Origin of the sequence: Runella rosea (assembly GCF_003325355.1) — a bacterium.
GTDB classification, from domain to species: Bacteria; Bacteroidota; Bacteroidia; order Cytophagales; family Spirosomataceae; genus Runella; species Runella rosea.
The window spans coordinates 19,114-37,423 of the sequence record NZ_CP030854.1; the positions used below are offsets into that span (position 1 = coordinate 19,114).

At 44.5% G+C, this 18,310-nt stretch carries 16 protein-coding genes and 1 CRISPR repeat array (1 of these 17 cut by a window edge); all 16 genes read right to left on the reverse strand.

All coding sequences use genetic code 11. The annotated features are described in order from the left end of the window. Positions 1–1,221: direct repeats of the CRISPR family, unit length 37 nt; unit sequence GTTTCAATCCTTATTCTGCTGGAATGTGCTCTGAAAG (it extends 1,614 nt beyond the left edge of the window). A gap of 206 nt (positions 1,222–1,427) precedes the next feature. The 16 genes from cas4 to DR864_RS29260 all read right to left on the reverse strand — a co-directional run bounded on the left by cas4 (position 1,428) and on the right by DR864_RS29260 (position 18,195). Continuing rightward, positions 1,428–2,000, reverse strand: coding sequence for a CRISPR-associated protein Cas4 (gene cas4 / locus DR864_RS29190; RefSeq protein WP_114070679.1), 573 nt, complete (start codon positions 1,998–2,000; stop codon positions 1,428–1,430). Continuing rightward, positions 2,000–2,290: a CRISPR-associated endonuclease Cas2 gene (cas2, locus tag DR864_RS29195; protein ID WP_114070680.1), complete on the reverse strand. Its 291-nt coding sequence runs from the start codon at positions 2,288–2,290 to the stop codon at positions 2,000–2,002. The genes cas4 and cas2 overlap by 1 nt, the downstream gene beginning before the upstream one ends. A gap of 45 nt (positions 2,291–2,335) precedes the next feature. After that, positions 2,336–3,325 (reverse strand): CRISPR-associated endonuclease Cas1, encoded by a 990-nt coding sequence (gene cas1 / locus DR864_RS29200; protein WP_114070681.1) that lies wholly within the window; start codon positions 3,323–3,325, stop codon positions 2,336–2,338. Positions 3,326–3,335: 10 nt separating this feature from the next. Next, positions 3,336–3,512, reverse strand: a complete 177-nt coding sequence (locus tag DR864_RS30020) for a hypothetical protein (RefSeq protein WP_162794294.1) — start codon at positions 3,510–3,512, stop codon at positions 3,336–3,338. 35 nt (positions 3,513–3,547) lie between these two features. Beyond that, positions 3,548–4,213, reverse strand: coding sequence for a CRISPR-associated endonuclease Cas6 (locus tag DR864_RS29205; RefSeq protein WP_114070682.1), 666 nt, complete (start codon positions 4,211–4,213; stop codon positions 3,548–3,550). Between the two features lie 11 nt (positions 4,214–4,224). Next, positions 4,225–6,582, reverse strand: a complete 2,358-nt coding sequence (cas3, locus tag DR864_RS29210; protein ID WP_114070683.1) for a CRISPR-associated helicase Cas3' — start codon at positions 6,580–6,582, stop codon at positions 4,225–4,227. Next, on the reverse strand, positions 6,579–7,286 hold the full coding sequence (gene cas5 / locus DR864_RS29215; protein ID WP_114070684.1) for a CRISPR-associated protein Cas5: 708 nt from the start codon (positions 7,284–7,286) through the stop codon (positions 6,579–6,581). The genes cas3 and cas5 overlap by 4 nt, the downstream gene beginning before the upstream one ends. Positions 7,287–7,298: 12 nt before the next feature. Continuing rightward, on the reverse strand, positions 7,299–8,183 hold the full coding sequence (cas7i, locus tag DR864_RS29220) for a type I-B CRISPR-associated protein Cas7/Cst2/DevR (protein WP_114070685.1): 885 nt from the start codon (positions 8,181–8,183) through the stop codon (positions 7,299–7,301). Beyond that, positions 8,180–9,946: a hypothetical protein gene (locus tag DR864_RS29225; protein WP_114070712.1), complete on the reverse strand. Its 1,767-nt coding sequence runs from the start codon at positions 9,944–9,946 to the stop codon at positions 8,180–8,182. Before DR864_RS29225 ends, cas7i begins: the two co-directional genes overlap by 4 nt. A 722-nt stretch (positions 9,947–10,668) precedes the next feature. Further along, positions 10,669–11,853, reverse strand: a complete 1,185-nt coding sequence (locus DR864_RS29230; RefSeq protein WP_114070686.1) for an ATP-binding protein — start codon at positions 11,851–11,853, stop codon at positions 10,669–10,671. Between the two features lie 91 nt (positions 11,854–11,944). Next, complete coding sequence (locus tag DR864_RS29235) at positions 11,945–12,853, reverse strand: helix-turn-helix transcriptional regulator (protein ID WP_114070687.1); 909 nt, start codon at positions 12,851–12,853, stop codon at positions 11,945–11,947. An 18-nt stretch (positions 12,854–12,871) separates the two neighbouring features. Further along, positions 12,872–13,486 carry a recombinase family protein gene (locus tag DR864_RS29240; protein WP_114070688.1) on the reverse strand — a complete coding sequence of 205 codons (615 nt, stop codon included), beginning with the start codon at positions 13,484–13,486 and terminating at the stop codon, positions 12,872–12,874. Positions 13,487–13,896: 410 nt separating this feature from the next. Further along, positions 13,897–14,457 carry a hypothetical protein gene (locus tag DR864_RS29245; RefSeq protein WP_114070689.1) on the reverse strand — a complete coding sequence of 187 codons (561 nt, stop codon included), beginning with the start codon at positions 14,455–14,457 and terminating at the stop codon, positions 13,897–13,899. A 111-nt stretch (positions 14,458–14,568) separates the two neighbouring features. Then, positions 14,569–15,018, reverse strand: a complete 450-nt coding sequence (locus tag DR864_RS29250) for a GNAT family N-acetyltransferase (protein WP_114070690.1) — start codon at positions 15,016–15,018, stop codon at positions 14,569–14,571. Between the two features lie 88 nt (positions 15,019–15,106). Continuing rightward, positions 15,107–16,876 (reverse strand): T9SS type A sorting domain-containing protein, encoded by a 1,770-nt coding sequence (locus DR864_RS29255; protein ID WP_114070691.1) that lies wholly within the window; start codon positions 16,874–16,876, stop codon positions 15,107–15,109. A gap of 23 nt (positions 16,877–16,899) precedes the next feature. Beyond that, the gene (locus DR864_RS29260) at positions 16,900–18,195 is read right to left on the reverse strand and encodes a hypothetical protein (RefSeq protein ID WP_114070692.1); all 1,296 of its coding nucleotides are present in this window, start codon (positions 18,193–18,195) and stop codon (positions 16,900–16,902) included. Positions 18,196–18,310 lie beyond the last annotated feature (115 nt).

Sequence of the window (18,310 nt, forward strand, 5' to 3'; positions counted from 1 at the left end):
CGTAGTTTCAATCCTTATTCTGCTGGAATGTGCTCTGAAAGCTGGTCATCAGTAAGGCCCACATTTTCCTTAATTGTATGTTTCAATCCTTATTCTGCTGGAATGTGCTCTGAAAGATCGCTACGGGAGAAGATAGAGTTGCAACCAATGCCGGTTTCAATCCTTATTCTGCTGGAATGTGCTCTGAAAGATGTTCTGAAATACGTACGATCATACATCAACCATGCCAGTTTCAATCCTTATTCTGCTGGAATGTGCTCTGAAAGCTGAGGGCTTTCATATCTTTTATGCGTCCGTACCCTTGTTTCAATCCTTATTCTGCTGGAATGTGCTCTGAAAGAGACCTGTCGCGGCTAAGAATCATTTCTGGGAAAACGTGTTTCAATCCTTATTCTGCTGGAATGTGCTCTGAAAGTCCAATCTACTGCCCCGTTGTTCCATGTCAGCTTAGGTTTCAATCCTTATTCTGCTGGAATGTGCTCTGAAAGCTTCAAATTTTCAGTTGAGAACCGCTACAGGATGGGGTTTCAATCCTTATTCTGCTGGAATGTGCTCTGAAAGTCTACCTTGAAACATTTTATTGATTTTTATAGGGTTGAGTTTCAATCCTTATTCTGCTGGAATGTGCTCTGAAAGAAGTCCTGAAGAACCAACCCCCATACAATATCAGCGTGTTTCAATCCTTATTCTGCTGGAATGTGCTCTGAAAGGTATTTGTTGCGGTACCATCAACGGTAAATCTGACAGTTTCAATCCTTATTCTGCTGGAATGTGCTCTGAAAGTTACAACGCAAACCGGGCCGCTTTTGACAAGACCAAGTTTCAATCCTTATTCTGCTGGAATGTGCTCTGAAAGTTGGCGTACAAAAAAAAGCCCTCGTGCTGAGGGCTAGTTTCAATCCTTATTCTGCTGGAATGTGCTCTGAAAGTTGAGCGTTCTTTAGTGCCTGAAAACTTTGATTTAGTTTCAATCCTTATTCTGCTGGAATGTGCTCTGAAAGATAAGCCCGATGTGGGCAAGCAGGTGGATGAATGGAGTTTCAATCCTTATTCTGCTGGAATGTGCTCTGAAAGCTATTCTCGGCCTTTTTACCCGAAACTTTTTCCTGAGTTTCAATCCTTATTCTGCTGGAATGTGCTCTGAAAGATTGTCTGAGCATAGCCCGTTGCAGACGTCTGCTCTAGTTTCAATCCTTATTCTGCTGGAATGTGCTCTGAAAGCCGTCTGGTGCGCTAACGGCTTGATTACAAATATAGTAGATGTATTTTGCTTCAGCTCCCTTTTTGCAAAACAATACGTCAAAGAACCTTTTTGAGCGGTATTTTCTGCCTCTTTCCGTAAACATAACCTGCTCATTGTAAATCAGTTAATGCCTGTTTTTTTGCTCATGAAAATAAATTGCCGCTCGGAAACTCCCCCGAATCCCTTACCGAATACACATGTTTCGGTATGTACAACCTACACACCGCGCTTTGTATTTTGTGGCTTTTGGAAAAAAATTATCCTCAATGATGCGTCCAATCGCCTTTGCCGTGTCTTTTACTTCCTGCTTGTTCTCTTCCGTAATCGGTACTTCAATCAGTTTATTTCGGCTTCGGGTGTAGACCAAAAAGCCTTTCTCCACTTTGTGGCCAAAATTCTCCTCAATCAGCCACGCATAACAATACAACTGCGTGCGATAAGTCTCATATACCCGGTCTTTGTACTCGGCAAATTTATAATCTAACGGCACCATTGTCCCATTCGATAATCCCAACACCTCGTCAACCCGTCCGCGTATAATGTCATTCGTTAGGTACTGATCAATGTGTTTACTTACCGCTCCGATACGCCGCCGCAGGTAGTCTTTATTTTGCTCTAGTTTCAAATCATGCAACTCCCGTCCGCGCATTACTTTGTAATTTTTTTCTTCGTACTGCGGAATGGCCAACACGTATTCGAAGTAGGTAAACCTCGGACAGTAAAGATACTCAATAATGTGAGAAGGGGTGAGTGTCATCAGAAAAATAAGGCTCTTATTTGGTCTGTAACTAAGTCTTTGTCAAAGGCCTGCCCAAGCAGGTCGGTGTTGCGTAATTCATCTTTACTCATCGGAAAAATATAGACCTTGTCTTTTTCTTCATCGATCAACGCCTCAATTTGCAGCCGTAGTGTGTCTTTTTCGTTGGCCGTGAGCGTGCCCAAAAAGCAGGAATACTGCACCCGATACAACCCCGCCTGCTCACAAAGCTTGGAGACCTTAGTGCGGCTTTTATCCTTCTCAATATCGTATAAAACCCAGATGATCATAGTATTAATTTTGTCATACCGACGTTAGGAGGTATCTAAACAGCCTTATGCTATCAAAGCATTGGCGAAGCTGTGCGCGTCGGCCTGAATGACGTGGCTGCGGACCAGGTTGCAGCCTTTGTGTTTGATGGGGTCGTCGTCCATGAATTTCGTAAACGCCAATACCAACAACTCTTTGCCCGTTTTGTTAAGACTCATGCCGTTTTGGAGTTCGTCCACGTGCGATTTATTCACTTTTTTGGCCGAAAACAACCGAAACACCACCTCGTCGGCAAAGGCACGGTAGGGTTCGATAAAATCAAAGACCATACTGAGTTGGTTGTAATCATCGCGGTGCATGAAGCCCACATACGGGTCAACGCCCGCCACGATCAGCGCCTTTTCAATTTTTCCGTACAAAATCCCGTAAGCATAGTTCAAAAACGCGTTGAACGCATCTTTGGCGGGGCGTGAACTGCGACCGTTGAAAGCATATTCTTTGGGAAAAACGTAGCTTAACGTCTCAAAATACAATCGCCCCGCCGTTCCTTCCAGACCGCGCAACGTATCGGCGATTTCCGACACCTTGCGGGCTTCCAATGATGAAATAGACACCGATAGTGCTTCGATACGCGTAATTTTATCGTTAAGAAAATCAGCATGTTGCGGTCGATGTTTTTTCAGGTCTTTGATAAAATTGAGCTGATTGTCTAATTTTGTCAAGAGCCACGTTTTGGTCCATTTAACACCTACATTGTCCAAACTCGCCTCCAGTTGTCGCTTGCGGATCTTGGTTGTGCTGCCTAGCTTGGCGTGCCAAACCCGCCCGATAGGCTCGCCGTTTTGCTCAATGAACAATATATCTACGTTGTGCATCATAGCCAGCTTAATGGCGTCGGTACTCAGCGCCGAGCCCGTCGCCAAAATGATTCCTTCAACCTTGTTGGCCGAAAAATGCTTTTTCTCCAGTTCGCCGTTTTCTGCCTTTTTGCGAATCTCAAACATATCGTCCTTTACGTGGACATACGTACCGTAAGTGTTGATGTGCAGGTGCATAGGTAGTTAATTAAGCAGAACCTGGTATTTGATAATGAGCGTCTTCGTAGGCTTTTACCGACAATAAAGCCACTTGCAGAAAGTCACCCTGAGGACTGTCGAGAGCCGGTTTATTATCAAATTGCTCATTAATCCACTCCATCATGGTCCCGTATTCGGCGTCGTTTTTAATCCGTTTGAGTTCCATAGTTTCAATTCTTATCTTAACAAATCGTAAAAATGCTACTGCCTCACAATACTGCCAAATCCTCGGGCCACTGATTTCCCTAACCCGATTCCGTTGGGCAACGTGGCGTTGACCACAAAATCACCCGTAAAAGCCAACATGGTTTGGTTTTTAAACTGGGTGGTGGTTTGGGCCTGTACGTTGAGCAGGAGCATCAGGCGCGGCAGATCGGGCTGATACGCCCCCGCCCCTTTCAAAAACGCCAAAATGTTGTTTTGCAGGATCCGTTGCAGCAATTCCTGTCGGGTTTTATCGTCGGCGCTAAGGTACTCGCGGTGGTTTTCCTGATTCAAAGGCATCCAAAGCGTTTCAAAACGGTACTTCACCAGTGCACTGCCCACTTCCACGGCGGCCTGTTGGTGGTCAATGTGTTTGGACAGCACTTCTATCTTACGCCCGTCAATGTCCAACGCCCTAATTCTCAGAAACAACTCCACCAATAACTGCGCTCCTTCGCCCAAGCCCACGAGCGTAGGCACGCGATTGAGCACTTTGTACTGCACCAACGGATAAGCATACCGCAAACTGCCGTCTTCATAGTGATTGTGCAGCAGCGGCGAATGTTCCTTAAAAAAATCGCCAAAATACCCGCGCAGCTTATGCGCATCCCGCGTACGAAGGGGTATTTCGGGGAAAGTGACGGTGGTGAGGGGGAGGGTCATAAATCAATATTTTAAAAACAGAAGGCTAATTTGTCTTCACCTTTTGGATTCAATGCTTCTATTTCCTTTTTACTAAAACTAACTCCTTTTTTAAATGAATAAGGTACGTTAAGATATTCGAAGCCATCATTATCGGTAAAACGTTTTACTTTTCCCCGAACTATTTGATACACCTTTTTTTGGATTGAAACCTCGTACTTTGACTTTTCTTTTGAATTGGCATCTTTAAGCATGTCCTTAAAACACCAAGGAATTATTGTTACAGTATCCAATCCTTCGCGGGTCAATACATTTTCTTTGTCTTCGTCGAAATCCATTACGTAAGCACAGAAGTTTTTAATGATTTCCTCGTGTTTTTTTAGACCTTTTTGGTAACTCGGATGAGTCTCAATTTTCCAATTACAATATACTTTTTCAACCAAATCAATCAAATCCTGTTCGGAAAGCCGTTTTTTTTGTTCTACTCGTTCACGTAATTTGTTATACGTTGTTTCTAAAACTTTAAGAGGGATTTCAGCATCTTCATAAATTTTTTCACTCACTTCCCGATGCCAAAAGACAATTATTTCTGTTTCTTTTGATTCATCACGTTTTCTGTTAATACGTCCTGCTCTTTGTATAATAGCATCAATCGGTGCATTTTCTGTGTAGAGATAGTCATAATCAATATCTAAAGACACTTCAACTACTTGAGTTGCAATTAATAAGAAACCTTCCCCTTCTTTATCGGTTTCATATTGCTCAATAAGTCTTTCTTTTTCGGTTCGATGTTTTACAATGTAGCGAGAGTGGTAACAGAGTCTATCAAAACCTTTATAAGCATCATACAATCGAATGGCTTCATCAACCGTGTTTGCAACCAAAAGTATTTTTTTCCCTTTTTTAAGACGTTCCTCTATTTCAGGCTTTAATGTATCAATGGTAACTGATTTGTCTAAAATGCGAAACTCATTTCTTCCTTTTTTATTAAGCAGCTCATTATCAGGGATTAATGTAACATTTTCTTTGCCTCCCAAGGCTTCTGTTAATAAATCTCGCAATTGACTCGGCATCGTAGCCGTCATAATGTAAAACTCGGTTTGGAAGTTTTTTCGCAAGTATTGGATACTTGAAATGATAAGACCCAGCGTATAAGGGGCATACGCATGGACTTCATCAATAATAACCTTTGCCCGAAATAAATGAAACGTTTTGAGTTCCCACCAACCAACGTTAAAGCCTTGAGTAAGCATTTGGTCAACCGTGCCAACTGTAACAGATTTAAAAAAAGAGGATTCTCTCAAATAGCTAAAATCGTCATATTTTTCATCTAACTCTTGCCTAAACAGCTTGGCTGAGGAGTGAACTACTGCGACATAATCATCCTTTCCATTTGATGCCTTGCCAAAATAGTTATCCATACGCTTATAAAGCGCATTGGCGGTTACTCGTGTGGGAAGTAAATAAACAATTCTCTGAAAATCATGATGGCGGTCGGCTGCCCAGAGTAACGAAGCTTCTGTTTTGCCACTTCCAGTAGGAGCAATTGCCAAAACATTTCCCTTTGTTTGAGAACTTATATTTTGAAACTGCCGGAAACCTTTAAAACGCTCACCAACTCTTGTTTTAACTTTATCGAAGATATTTTGATGAGTATAGGATAAAGGTTCTTCTAAATTACGATGCCCCGATGCTGACCAGTCAGAAGCTACTAATATGGATTTGTGGAGAATATAATCAAATCTATGTTCGTATCCTCCCGAATTTTTGAATCCAAAAGTTGTTTCCTCTACAATATCATCTTTATCGCTGTACTGTAATTCGAGGTTTTCCTGATTTTCACTTAGAATTCTCCAAGCATAGCTAATGTCTTGTAAATAAACTCCCTGATTGGTGAAATGCTCCGTAATTCGTGCCTTTGCATACTCTATAAACTCTTCAAAATCTGCTTGATGAATTGTCCATTTAACGAACTTATCTCCATCAAAAAGAGAAGTAGTGAAATTCTTATGATGTGTTAGTACGGCAAATAATTGCGAATAATTGGGTTGTAAATCCTGACATTTTCTAAACTCAACTACTGTATGATACGCTAATAACATACCCGATAAAAACTCATGGCGGAGTGGTTCAAGCTTGTATAAAGCTTTCCTCTTTAATGCTTTACGTAAAACTTCCTGAAAATTTTGTGATAGTTTACCGAAATCATGAAAGATGATAGCGATAAAGCTATCAAACCAAAAACGTTCATCCTTATTTAAAACTGAATCATATCTTTTCCGTAGTTCTGACCAGGCGTCGATTAGCTTATCTGTGTGTTGAACTAACGTTTCAGGGTTATCTTCTGGCTTCGATTTAGCCAGAATATGAGGTAAAAAATTGTCTTTCATAAAGTAAATGTTGGAATGAAAACATCTCCGAAATGAACCCCTCTAAATACTTCGTCCTTAAATGTTACTTTGGGGCCGATAAATGAGAAAAGTTTACGAGCCGCAATCTTTCTAACCCCGTAATCAGACTCGTAAGCAAATCTTGTCGGTAACTGATAGGCGATTGGATCTGAGTCATTTACTCCAAATGAAAACTCTCCTCCCTTTAATGCCTGTGCAAGAACAAGCGGAATGATGTCATCTTCTACCAAGGCATTTTCCAACTCATTGCTTTCTGATTCCGATTCAATCAGTTCTGTTTTTACAATTTTTGCCAATGAATCACTTGAACCCATTGTCAAGGCAAATACAGGGTTGTCGAAAGCAGCCTTAATTTGATGAATTGTTTCTTGACTTTCGCATCCAAATACAATCCAATAATGGGTATCCATGAGAATCTCCCGAGTAATTACACTTCGTCCGGGTAGTGTATCATATTTCCATAAATCACGCGCCATACCACTTGCAATCCCTCTAACTCCTGCTCGAAAAGAGTCTTTTTCAAAAAAATCTTGAGCCGATTTAGGACTTAACCCGAGGGCAGCCCCCGCCAAACCTATCAGGGTAGTTGGCGGAGGCAGTCGAAATGATTTATGAAAATTTTGAAATTCAGGGTTACGAAACGATGCTGTTACAGACCGAATTTCGATTACGCAATGAAGCATAGTTTTATTATTTTAAACACCGTAGTATGAATTAACCCACCCTTTCATAGTCGCAAATCCTTCACCTAAACTTACTACGGTATCATCATTTTTGGTAAAGACTCCTTCCTGAGTGGCAAATACCGATTGGTCAATAAACGGAGCGTAATCGTTTGTCACACTTTTCAGGGCTTCTATATCTACTTGACCGTCACGTTTGATTTTTAGAGTTTCTAAAAAGATAGGGTTCTTAGATTTCATTAGGGCGGCGGCTACAAACTTGGGCGAAATGTCAGCTAAAAAACGAGATTGCCGCCCTGAGCTCCATAACATTTGAAAGGCGTCAATCAACGCATTCACTCTTGTGGCTTTGTCTTCGTTCGTGATTGAGAACTCTTTTTTGCCTGCTCCTTTTAGTTCCTCTCCAACGCGGTCAAGTTCAATTAGTATTGTGCCACGGTAAATGCCTGAGTGGATTTCTGTTTCAAAAATATTAGGATTCCCTCCTGAATCTTTGGCCATGTAGTTAGTACCAAAATCAAGGTCTTCCTGAAACTTATTTAATGCCAGTAGCGCTTCAACTCTGACGGGGGAGGTACGCACAAACGTACCAGCTTTTGCAGCGTCCATGAATCCAAAAAGATCATCGTCAATAAACTTCCCTCCTTCACCCGCTGTTTTTGCAGCTCCTTTATCTTCACTGCTTTCGCCGACAGGAGAAACAGACCATCCTAATTCCTGTAATTTGTCACGAAGGGCGCGGCGTACTGCCTGCGCTGACATGTAAGGAAGTTGATCGCCGTTTTCGAGCGTTACTTTTTTAATGGTGTTAATGTTATCAACTTCTTTGTCACCACCGTTGAGACTGGCGAATGATACTTTGGCTAAATATGTGATTGTGAGGCTATTAGTTTTCATTTTGTAGATTGGTTTGAATCTTGTTTTCTGGGACTTAATTCCACATTGATTTGATTGAGTGCTGAGATAATGACGAATTGACGAACCCATTGAAAACGTTCCTCGTCAATACTATCCAAAAAATCACGGCTATAATTGAGAGTAAAGCGTGATTGGATACGTGCTAATTCCTGTAGAAAACGGTCGTATTGATTCGCTTTTCGTAAGGAGATAATGTATTTGCGCCCTTGCCTTGCGTTTGTTTTACGTTCGGGGGTCTCCCCATAACTTAGAATGCCTTGCCCGATTTGTGCACCGAGCTTAATGGCTTTTTCCTGTAATTCTTTGTCAGTCATTATTTTATGGTTTATGATACGTTCGTATAGAGTTACAAAATCCAAAAGGTCGTTGTATCGTTTATAGCCTATTGCTTTCAACGGGTCGTTGAGTGAGTCGAGTAAATAGCCGTAACAATCATCAAAAAAGCCTTCCATATCTACCAGTATACTTTTCGCTTTTATTACTTTGCCCAAGACAAGTTCACGGAATTGTCTTTCCAATTCGTACCTGTTTTTATTTTGACCAAGCGACGGTTTTAGAATTTTGAGGCTTTGAACAATATCTCGCCAGTTTACCCCCCCCTTTTCTAAGTGATATAATAATTCGGTTACAAATGAGAAGTGAGTAACGTACTCAAATTGTTTTGGACGCATTGTAGATGCAAATGCCTCAGCCCGAATAGATACTAAGCCGACAGGTTTATTACGGATTGTACGCCTAAATTCACTTTGATTTATTTGAGGTTTTGTACGCAATACTTCTTTATAGAGGCAGTGTATTAAGAAGAACAGTGTTTCATTTACCCCTACAAAGTCATTGGATTTACCTAAATAGATGTCCTTTTTATCTTCCTCACTACGCGGAAAATTGGCCAGATACTCATTTATTTTTAGTGAATCCTGATCTTTTATCAGGCTCATAAAACGTTGCGAAATCAAAAAATCAAGATTTAACAAGTTATTAGAAAAGACGAAATAGACATTTAGCGCATCCCGCAATTTGTTAGGATATTGATACAAACTGGTTACCGCAGAAAAACGACTTAAATAAAGTGCCTCCCAACAAATTTTCTTGTCGTTGGTGCTTAGTAAAGAGTTAAAATTGGTAAGCCCCGAAAAGAATGGTGATATATTTTGGGCATCTACCAATTTTTTTCGTTTGTTCCCTGTCAGGTAGCAAGTTTGGCTTCCTTCGTCAAAATGGGCTTTGGTAGGTGTTTCAAGCCGTGTGAGTTTGGTGTATCTTTCATTAAGGTATATTTTACTCAACAACTTGACTTTTCGTTGCTCAAATTCGTCTTTGATTTGTACTGATAAAGCCGGATACTTCTTTTCGATTTCGGCAAACTTTAATGTGTTAGTTTCTTTGGTGGTAACACCCTGTGCGTTATTAGTGAGTAATTCAGTAAAACCATAGGTGTTCATTTTTGGAAATGACACTGGTTCACCAATCATTTCCATTTTATTATTGACTCTAAAATATAGATTGCCTTTCTCGTCCTCTTGCTTTTGAGTATAGGTATCATACACTTCACGCCCCATTGTGTAATAAGTGCGTTCTAACAATTCAAAAAGGGCATCGTGCTCAACCCAAAGACGCTTTTCTTCCAAATCAAAGTGAGTCCCTTTCTCAAGGCTTTCATCTTTCAAAAGATATTTATATAGGCCAATAATGCCATTATCCAAAAAGACATTATTGCAGTACGGGAATTCGATTTTTTTCATGGAATATTCACTTGTTTTTGAAAACGTGGGCAATATCGTGACTCTCAGTGACAACTAATGACACAGCCAAAAAAACATACAGGAAAGTTATCAAACGGATAGAGCTTTGTTGTAACCGATAGGTTATTCTAATTGTTGGTTACAGATGTGGCACCAATTTTCTCGGTCGACGAAGGTCTTATGAATGCAATCTTTGCAAAAGAAGGGCGCAAAATGAAGAAGCGGTTCAGAATCAATCTCTCCCGATTGTCCTGAAAATTGTGTATTTTTGGGTCTCATAACTTTTGTGTTTTGACTTGTTATGGTTGGCCAACTGCTACGAAGTTTCCTAGGCTTTTGTATTAGCAGTTGGCCTTTTTTCTACAATCCGTATTTTGTTGGATTAGAATTTTACATAGAATAAACTGTCTGTTTCAATTCATTTGAATTTTGAAATAGATAAATTGTCTTAAAACCTTACAAAGCTATGCGGAATAAGGCTTAATATCAAGAGCTTATAGAAAATATCTTGAAAATAATCAAAAGCAGGTTAGAATTAGATGATTTCGATATGAAACCCCATACCATATACTCACCCCAAACACCCCCTTGACCGTCAATTCGACACCCTCGAAGAATCAGCATAGGCCAAAACGGAGTATTTGGTGAAGGTCGTTCTGAAAGGGGTGGATTTGTCGAGTTTGAAGGCGTAGGTGATAGTGATTGGCAGTGTTGTAAGAAGACTATGGATGGTGCAACAGCCCCAATTTGTCCAAATGCTTCCAAATGGTATTCAGGTCGCACACGTGCCACAGCGAATTCAGCGCATAATCTCCCGCCGAAAACGTAAGAATAAAGTTGTTTGCACATTTCAAATCGACGACCGCCTGATGGTTACCTTTGCTCAGAGAAGGTGAGTCGGAAAGCTTGATCTCGATGGTGGCCACAATCAGATTGTTCATTTCAATTACCAGATCCAATTCTGCCCCGTGCTGCGTTCGGTAGAAATACGGGATGGCACTCTCATGAAGCTGACTCGTGATCTGCTCAATGACGTAGCCTTCCCACGAAGCTCCTTTTTCAATATGATCCAACAATTGCGTATAACTGCCGATATTGAGTAACTGATGCAGCATACCGCTGTCTCTGAAATAAAGCTTTGGAGTCTTTACCAAACGCTTGCCCAGATTCGTAAAGTAGGGATAGAGTCTTCGGATAATGAATGAGTTTTCTAAAAAGTCCAGGTAATTCTTTACCGTAGGCAAAGCCAGATCCATCACATTGGCAATATCGGTATAAGAGACCATTTTTCCATTGGCGGTTGAAAGCACCCGCAGTAACCGACTGATGGTCAAGGGCTGAGCATTTAAGCCTAAGAGCCGTAAATCGCTATCGACGTAAGTTTTTAAAAAATTTGATTGCCAGAGTCGCCATTGTTCATCTTTGGGAAGCAGCAGGGCCGTTGGAAAACCGCCTTTCGTCCAATGTTGCTCCAGGGTTTTCCCAAACGCAACCGCTTCCCTGAAACTGACGGGGGTCAGTTCACAATACGCAATACGTCCTGCCAGAGTTTCGGTACTTTTGGCTAAAAAGGTTGGCGAAGCGGAACCCAATAAGATAAAGCGGGCAGGTACCCGGTAGCGGTCTATCGCTGATCGCAGCATCGGGAAAAGCGTCATCATTCGTTGAACTTCATCAATAATAATGGTTTTGTCCTGATGTTGCTCAAAAAACAGGAGAGGATCCACCTCAATCCGTTGGTAGTCACGAAAGTCTTCCAAATCCAAATAGATCACTTCCTTTTGACTTTCCTGTCCAATGACCTTTGCCAGGGTCGTTTTACCCACCTGCCTCGCTCCAACGATTCCAACGGCCGGGAATATATCAAGGGATTGTTCTATGTGAAATTTAGCGCTTCTTTCAATCATTATTCGAGTAATTTTCTTATTATAATTGCAAAATTACTCGGATAAATCGCAAACACAAGGCTTTCTGTAAAACCGACTTAATGGATTTTACTCAAAACCGCATCCCCGCCACAATCCCGTTCAGGTAGTCCTTTAACCCTTGGGGCTGTACGACTGCGATGTTTTGGTGCAGGCCCAAAATAAATCGCCCGATTCCTGTAAAATCACGGACTTCCACACCCAACCGAAACGCAAACGGCGGCGATGAGGTGCGTCCCGCAAAAGGACGGGCGGCGGGGTATTCTTCCATCAGGAGTTGATAGGCTGTAGAAGTAAGCTGCAACTCCACGAAGATCGGTTCTGGCCCGGTCCACCCGAAAATATCCACTTCGGGACCGGGAAGCTCGTTTTCCTGAAGTTCTGCCAACACCTCCAAATCTTCCATCCGGCTCACTTTGAAGGTCTTTACCTTTTGGCTTTCCGGTTCGTAGGCATTGAGGGTGGAGAAATCGTCGGTAAAACTCAGTGGCTCCACCAGTCGGTCGGTGGTAGTGTTTGAATTGGAAGAATGATAGCGCAATAGCCGCACCCGGCGTTTGTCTTTGATAGCGTCGTTGAGTTGCGAAACGATCCGGGCCCGGCGCAGGTCCAGCAGCTCCGACGCCAGAGGCACGAGTTCGGAGGTCAGGTAAATCTTACGCTCAATACTGGCGTAGAGCGGGCCGGACACCTTCAGTCCCGCCAGTAAAGGACGGAGTAAAGCCGTTTCTTCTACCGTAAAGTTTATTTTTGAACTTTCTCCTTCAAAAATCCAGTAGCGATTTTGCTCATCATTTTCCAGATGATAACCTATTTTTTCCAACAGTTTTAGGTACCGATACAGGGAGCGCGGTGAAGTATTGACGGCCCGGGCCAATTGCGGAACGGTTCGTTTACGGTCTTTAAGTAAACTGATCAGTCTCAATACGCGTTCAATCTTAGCCTGTTCAGGGCTTGAATCGTCATTTGTGAAAGAAGCCATATAAAAAGGATTGAGGTACTACGGATGATTAGGGCCTGGGTTAATTTTACTAGCATAAGCACTGATTTTTACGCCCCGCAGTCGCAGATATTTGTACAGCGTCATTTTGGAAATGCCCACCGTTTTGGCAATTTCATCCACGCCTAATTTTTCCTCTTTGTAATACATTTCGGCCAACATCGCTTTTTTCTGCGCTTCGGCCGATAGCCCGCTGCGTCGTCCGCCCTTTCGCCCCCGGGCGCGGGCAGCTTCCAATCCCGCCTTGGTTCGCTCCCGAATCAGGTCTCTTTCAAACTCGGCCAATGATGCAAAAATATTGAGCACCAATCGCCCCTGAGGCGTAGTGGTATCAATGGAGTCGGTCAGGCTGCGCAGACCCACTCCCCGTTTTTCAAATTCAGCCACCAGCTCCAGCAGATTTTTCAGGGAGCGACCCAACCTGTCGAGCTTGTAAATACAAATCACATCTCCTTTCCGAAGTTGACTCATCATCTTTTCCAACTCAGGTCGGTCGGCTTTGATGCCCGAGGCTTTTTCCTGAAAGATCATTTCGCAGCCCGCTTTGGTGAGGGCATCCCATTGTAATTCTAAATTTTGGTCTTTGGTGGAGACTCTGGCGTAACCGATCAGCATTTGTATAGGTTTAATCAACGATTTTTAAAATTAATTATACTTTGATCACTATACAAGTTTTATTGACGGAATCGGTCTATTTTGGGTTATTTTTGGGTATTGGGTAAAGCAAGTCAAAAAAGTATTATCAAACCCGCGTTTGTTTGTACAGGACAAGACATGATGTATCGTCCTGAAATTAGCATCGGCAGGACCGCACCCATAATATAATACATACCTCGGACGAAATACACATCAAAATTATGGGTGAGTGCCAGGCCGACTGCTGTACAGTGAGATAAGGCTTGTGAATCTTGCCAGTAGCCGGGTTGTATAGATATTCGGGATTAAGGTAATCAGTTTTGGCAGAAAAGAACCGTGCCCGATCGCTGCGGAAGCCATCCTCCACAAACCCGACTACATACGAAGGGTCAAAGTATCTCTGCCGTAAGCGTCTCTGCCAGCCTTAGCGTTATCGGCAGCAGTACGTAAGTTTTCATTTCAACATCTCCGCCAGTGCGCATTTCCTTCGGGCTTTGGTGCGACAGCTCGTCAGTGTGTTTGACCTTTCCGGTCGCGACCTCAACGAGCCGGGTTTTGAGTGTGGCGGAGCCTTTCGTGTTGTATTCGACGACGGTGCCCGTCAATACATAACTGACACCGAGCTGCTTGCCGACCCTTACTGCCGCCGCCGTCGAAGCACCGTTCACTGCCACTAAATCGGCTTGTGATGCCTCCCTCGTGTGTCTTACATCTACGACATGAAACCGATTGGTTTTCATAAGTCGGAACGCGATGCTGGCCTGAAGCTGCCGCTTGGCTTCGGTCGTCATCCCCGATGCGTTTGGTTCTGGTGTAAATTCGACCACCGCCATCTGCACCTTCTCCGTTTTTATGGATGACCCTGTCGAGGGAGACTGAGCAAGTGCTCCCCCCGCCAGAGCGGTTCCCAAAATAACAACTGCAATTAAGTTATTCATCATTCTTTTCATTTTGTAATTGTTTAGTGATTTGAAGAATACAAAAAGTTATGAATCAAATTTATTTTCATCCCATTCTATTCCTACTGGAAATAATTCTGCCGTCTTGCTGCTTCGGTTGAGTTATTCATTCAATAGGTACGTAAATTGAATGACTTGTATGGCCGTACCGCCAGTTGCCCGGTAAAAGTCAATGGCCTGACTGTCTTCCCTATCTGCCTGTACAAACAATTCCTCCATACCCAGATTTCGGCAGTATTTCATCAATTGCGTTAGTAATTTCGTACCAACACCCTGCCCCTGATAGGTTGTACCAACCGCAATGTCATACAGATAAACCACTGGCTTTTCCGAATGATACTGAGGTAAGATGTAGGCAGTTAGACCACCAATAACCTGATTGGCAAACCGGGCGACGAAAACAATAAAATCAGAACGGGCCAACAGGCGACACAAGTGTTCGGGCTGGGCCTTCGTTACCATGTCGGTTTCTAAAACGTCCCGGAACAGGTGAATCAGTTCAATAAATGGCTCCACTTCATCACCTGTCAATTTTTTGACTTCAACATTCATGGTGATAGCATATAAGGATTTATGTTAGTTTGGTTCTGGAATCGCAAGACATAAAGGAGCCGCATAGGCACGGCTCCTCCTGCACCGCTTAGTTTTTCAGCACTTTGGTCGTATAGGTCTGATTCCCAAAGTTTACCTTCACTAAATATAACCCAGCTGGTACTGGCATTCCGTGCCGGTCCGTGCCGTTCCATTGCACCCCTTTTTGACCCGATGCTGCGTCATTCGGGGTGAACGTAGCGACGGGCACGCCGGCCATGTTGAATATGTGCACCGATACGGGCCCTCCCACCGCAAAGGGGTAGTTGATTTCGGTCTGCTCCTTAAATGGATTGGGGGATGCCATTACTTGGCGGTCCTCCGCCGATTCCCGAACGAACGATGAAGAAGACCCTTCCGCCAACAACTGCGGTGAGATGGTCGGCCCGGCAGCCTTGCGAGCCGAGGAAAAGGGCACTCCCATCCTGACCGTGCCCACGGGTGCCCGCAGGGTCATAGGCCGGTTGAAAGTGGATGGACCGTAGTAATCGCCCCGGGCGAAGTACACCTGCGCCCCGACGGGGGCATCGCTGGCCGCTTTGTTTTCGGTACGGAACGGTTTGTGAATCTCCCCAGTACCAGGATCGTAAAGGCCTTCGGGGTCGACGTACACGGAATTGTTGGAAAAGAAACTGGCAAGGCCATTTCGGAAGCCGTCGTCCCGGAAGCCCAAGCCGTAGGCGGGATTATCCTCTGGAATGTCGTCGTGTACTCCAATGGCTACGTTTGAACCCGCGTAGGCAACGGGAGCACCTTCGTGGCTTTGGAGAAAAAAAGGCATATTGTACAACACAAATACGTCACGGTCAGTTGAGACTCCGTCACGGAGTCCCAGGTAGCTATTTTGCTTCAACAGGGCTGTTTGGGTCAGGCGCAGGGTCCGGTATGTGGTTTTCCCTTGTAGTAAATCATAGGCATCATTGCCGTAGTGAAACAGATCGACTGGTACATCGCCCATCGCGTCGATGATGTAATTGCTAGGGTTGGTTGCTACGCGAAAATATTCCTGCTGGCGTTCGCCTGGCCGCAGTCCGGTACCGTTCGGAAGCGCTTCCAGAACGGCCCATCCTGCACTGTTGACCTCGGTGGCCGAGGCACCATGAAAGGCAAAGGTTTTAAATCCGTTTTTGTCCCAGTCTTTTACTGGGTATTGGTCCTGAGGGGTGGGATGTTGGACGGTGGCGCCATCGGAGGCGGGGATGTTAAATTCAATTACGTCGTACCCTTCACTGTTTACCTGAAAGGCGACCTTGTAGGAAGTAACAATGGCGCCGTTGGGCGCAATCCAGCCCGTTCCGTAGGAATCGCTGCCGTTGGTAAACCGCCCCACTGCTTTGGAGTAGGGATATTCGGTAAGGTCTGGCGAGGTGGCACTTGTTGTCTGGACAGTAGTACCGCCTGTTTTTGCCCTACGCTGGGCATTCCGCGCCTGTCCGACCTGCGGGTCGGTGACCCTGACTTCGGAAATGCGCACCGTGTTGCGGTCGCTGGGAGCGGCAAAAAGCGATACATTGATCGATTGGCCGTTGAAGTAGGCCGAGCTGTAGTGCCAGTTTTCGAGGTCCTGCTTTCTGAGTTCCTGCCGGGCACCGTCGGCACCTTCCAGCACCAGATAGCTGCCTTCGCTCAATTGAGTACCCGTAAAATACAGCCTAAGAAAGGTCGTGTTTGGCTGCGTTACCTGCGTCAGGAACCGAAGTGTTTTGTGGTCGGACGAATCGGCCTGATGCTGGAACGAGTACGGTAGCAGCTTTTGGGCCACCGCTGAAACGCTCAACAGGCAGGCCAGACCAATAAGTAAAAGATTGATTGCTTTCATTTTTTTGCTGTTTTTTGGAAATTTTACTGAAGACTAACCAGCACCAGCACCAAGCCCCTGCCTGTTTCCAATGAGGTCATGGCTTTGCCAAGGATAGCCCCCTGGGCTTTCCCAAAGTCGGTTGCTTTCATGGCGTGGCCTGGAGTAGGCGAAGTGGTGAGCAAATCGCCTGGCCGGATGGCCCCGTACTGTGCATCAACCCGACAATAAACGCGTCCCGTGAGGGCCACCGGGTGCTGCCCGCTGGCAAGGGTACCCGCCTGCCCCATCAGCATACCTGGCTGCACGTCGCCCGCTCCACTCACAATGCCAGCCACCGTTTTGTCATAGGCTTGTTTGGCCACCCGTAGCTGCCCAGGCTTGTTGGGGTCAATACTGACCACTGTGCCGGGCAGTTGCGTTTCGCCCGCTTCGATGTCGAAATGTTCGGCTAGGTCTGACCCGCCAGTGATTTCGAGTATTTTGGTTGAGGTGGTTCCATTGACCTGCAAGGTTTTGGAAGGCGTTGTGAGGCCAATTCCTACGTTCCCGGCGGGTGTAATCACCATCGTCGCTTCGTCTGAACTGCTCGTTTTGGAGAACACCAGCTTACCCGCTCCTGCACTCCAATTGCTGTTAGCTACCCCAATTCGCCAGGCGGCTCCATTGGCACCGGGGTTGATGAGCTTGAGCTGCATATCGTTTTCCGATGCAATACTTAGCCGGGCTTCGTTGTCGGTTGTGCCCACTTTCACTTTACCCCCGCCGTTGGCGAGGTGTACGTTCTGTTCCGAATCGTTGTTGATGTACAGCGGGTCACTGCTTTCGATCTGGTTGCCATCGAGGGCCAGCATGTGGATATTACTTCCCACTTTCGAGTGCAGGCGAAGGGCTCCGTCTAACACTGAATTGCCCGATTTGGTGACGTTTTTTCCGTAGATGGTGAATTCGACTGGGTTATCGAGGTTGATACCTAACCGGGCTACGTGGGGATCCAAGGCAAACATCAGATCGCCGTCGTGCCGAATGCGGAAGTGGTTTTCGTTATTGATAGACCAGGTGTTAGTCGTGCCATTGTTGGCTGTTCTCCTCAGTTCGATACTGGCCTTTAGGCTGCCGAGCGATACCCCACCTAGTGAACTAACCCGCAGATAGGTGTCAGATGTGCTGTGAATGTCTAAGTTTCGATTGGGGTTTGATAAACCGATACCGACTTTGGTCGGAGGATTGACATACAAGTTACCGTTTTGAGTCTGCCATTGGGCTAGCAGTTGATTGGAGCTGAATAAAAAGCTGGTTACGCTAACTGCTGTTAAGAGGTTTGTGAAATACTTACGCATGATTTTGAAAATTATTGGTTTAATATTAATGAATTGAAAACATGGCTTGCCCAGCCCAGAGCAGACCCCTGCTCTGGGTAAACATCGTTTGCATTTTAGGAAATGGTTAGGTAGA

Bases quoted from the DNA above. Each gene is read 5' to 3' on its own strand.
- cas4 (WP_114070679.1), bottom strand. From the start codon at position 2,000: ATGACACTCACCCCTTCTCACATTATTGAGTATCTTTACTGTCCGAGG.
- cas2 (WP_114070680.1), bottom strand. From the start codon at position 2,290: ATGATCATCTGGGTTTTATACGATATTGAGAAGGATAAAAGCCGCACT.
- cas1 (WP_114070681.1), bottom strand. From the start codon at position 3,325: ATGCACCTGCACATCAACACTTACGGTACGTATGTCCACGTAAAGGAC.
- DR864_RS30020 (WP_162794294.1), bottom strand. From the start codon at position 3,512: ATGGAACTCAAACGGATTAAAAACGACGCCGAATACGGGACCATGATG.
- DR864_RS29205 (WP_114070682.1), bottom strand. From the start codon at position 4,213: ATGACCCTCCCCCTCACCACCGTCACTTTCCCCGAAATACCCCTTCGT.
- cas3 (WP_114070683.1), bottom strand. From the start codon at position 6,582: ATGAAAGACAATTTTTTACCTCATATTCTGGCTAAATCGAAGCCAGAA.
- cas5 (WP_114070684.1), bottom strand. From the start codon at position 7,286: ATGCTTCATTGCGTAATCGAAATTCGGTCTGTAACAGCATCGTTTCGT.
- cas7i (WP_114070685.1), bottom strand. From the start codon at position 8,183: ATGAAAACTAATAGCCTCACAATCACATATTTAGCCAAAGTATCATTC.
- DR864_RS29225 (WP_114070712.1), bottom strand. From the start codon at position 9,946: ATGAAAAAAATCGAATTCCCGTACTGCAATAATGTCTTTTTGGATAAT.
- DR864_RS29230 (WP_114070686.1), bottom strand. From the start codon at position 11,853: ATGATTGAAAGAAGCGCTAAATTTCACATAGAACAATCCCTTGATATA.
- DR864_RS29235 (WP_114070687.1), bottom strand. From the start codon at position 12,853: ATGGCTTCTTTCACAAATGACGATTCAAGCCCTGAACAGGCTAAGATT.
- DR864_RS29240 (WP_114070688.1), bottom strand. From the start codon at position 13,486: ATGCTGATCGGTTACGCCAGAGTCTCCACCAAAGACCAAAATTTAGAA.
- DR864_RS29245 (WP_114070689.1), bottom strand. From the start codon at position 14,457: ATGAAAAGAATGATGAATAACTTAATTGCAGTTGTTATTTTGGGAACC.
- DR864_RS29250 (WP_114070690.1), bottom strand. From the start codon at position 15,018: ATGAATGTTGAAGTCAAAAAATTGACAGGTGATGAAGTGGAGCCATTT.
- DR864_RS29255 (WP_114070691.1), bottom strand. From the start codon at position 16,876: ATGAAAGCAATCAATCTTTTACTTATTGGTCTGGCCTGCCTGTTGAGC.
- DR864_RS29260 (WP_114070692.1), bottom strand. From the start codon at position 18,195: ATGCGTAAGTATTTCACAAACCTCTTAACAGCAGTTAGCGTAACCAGC.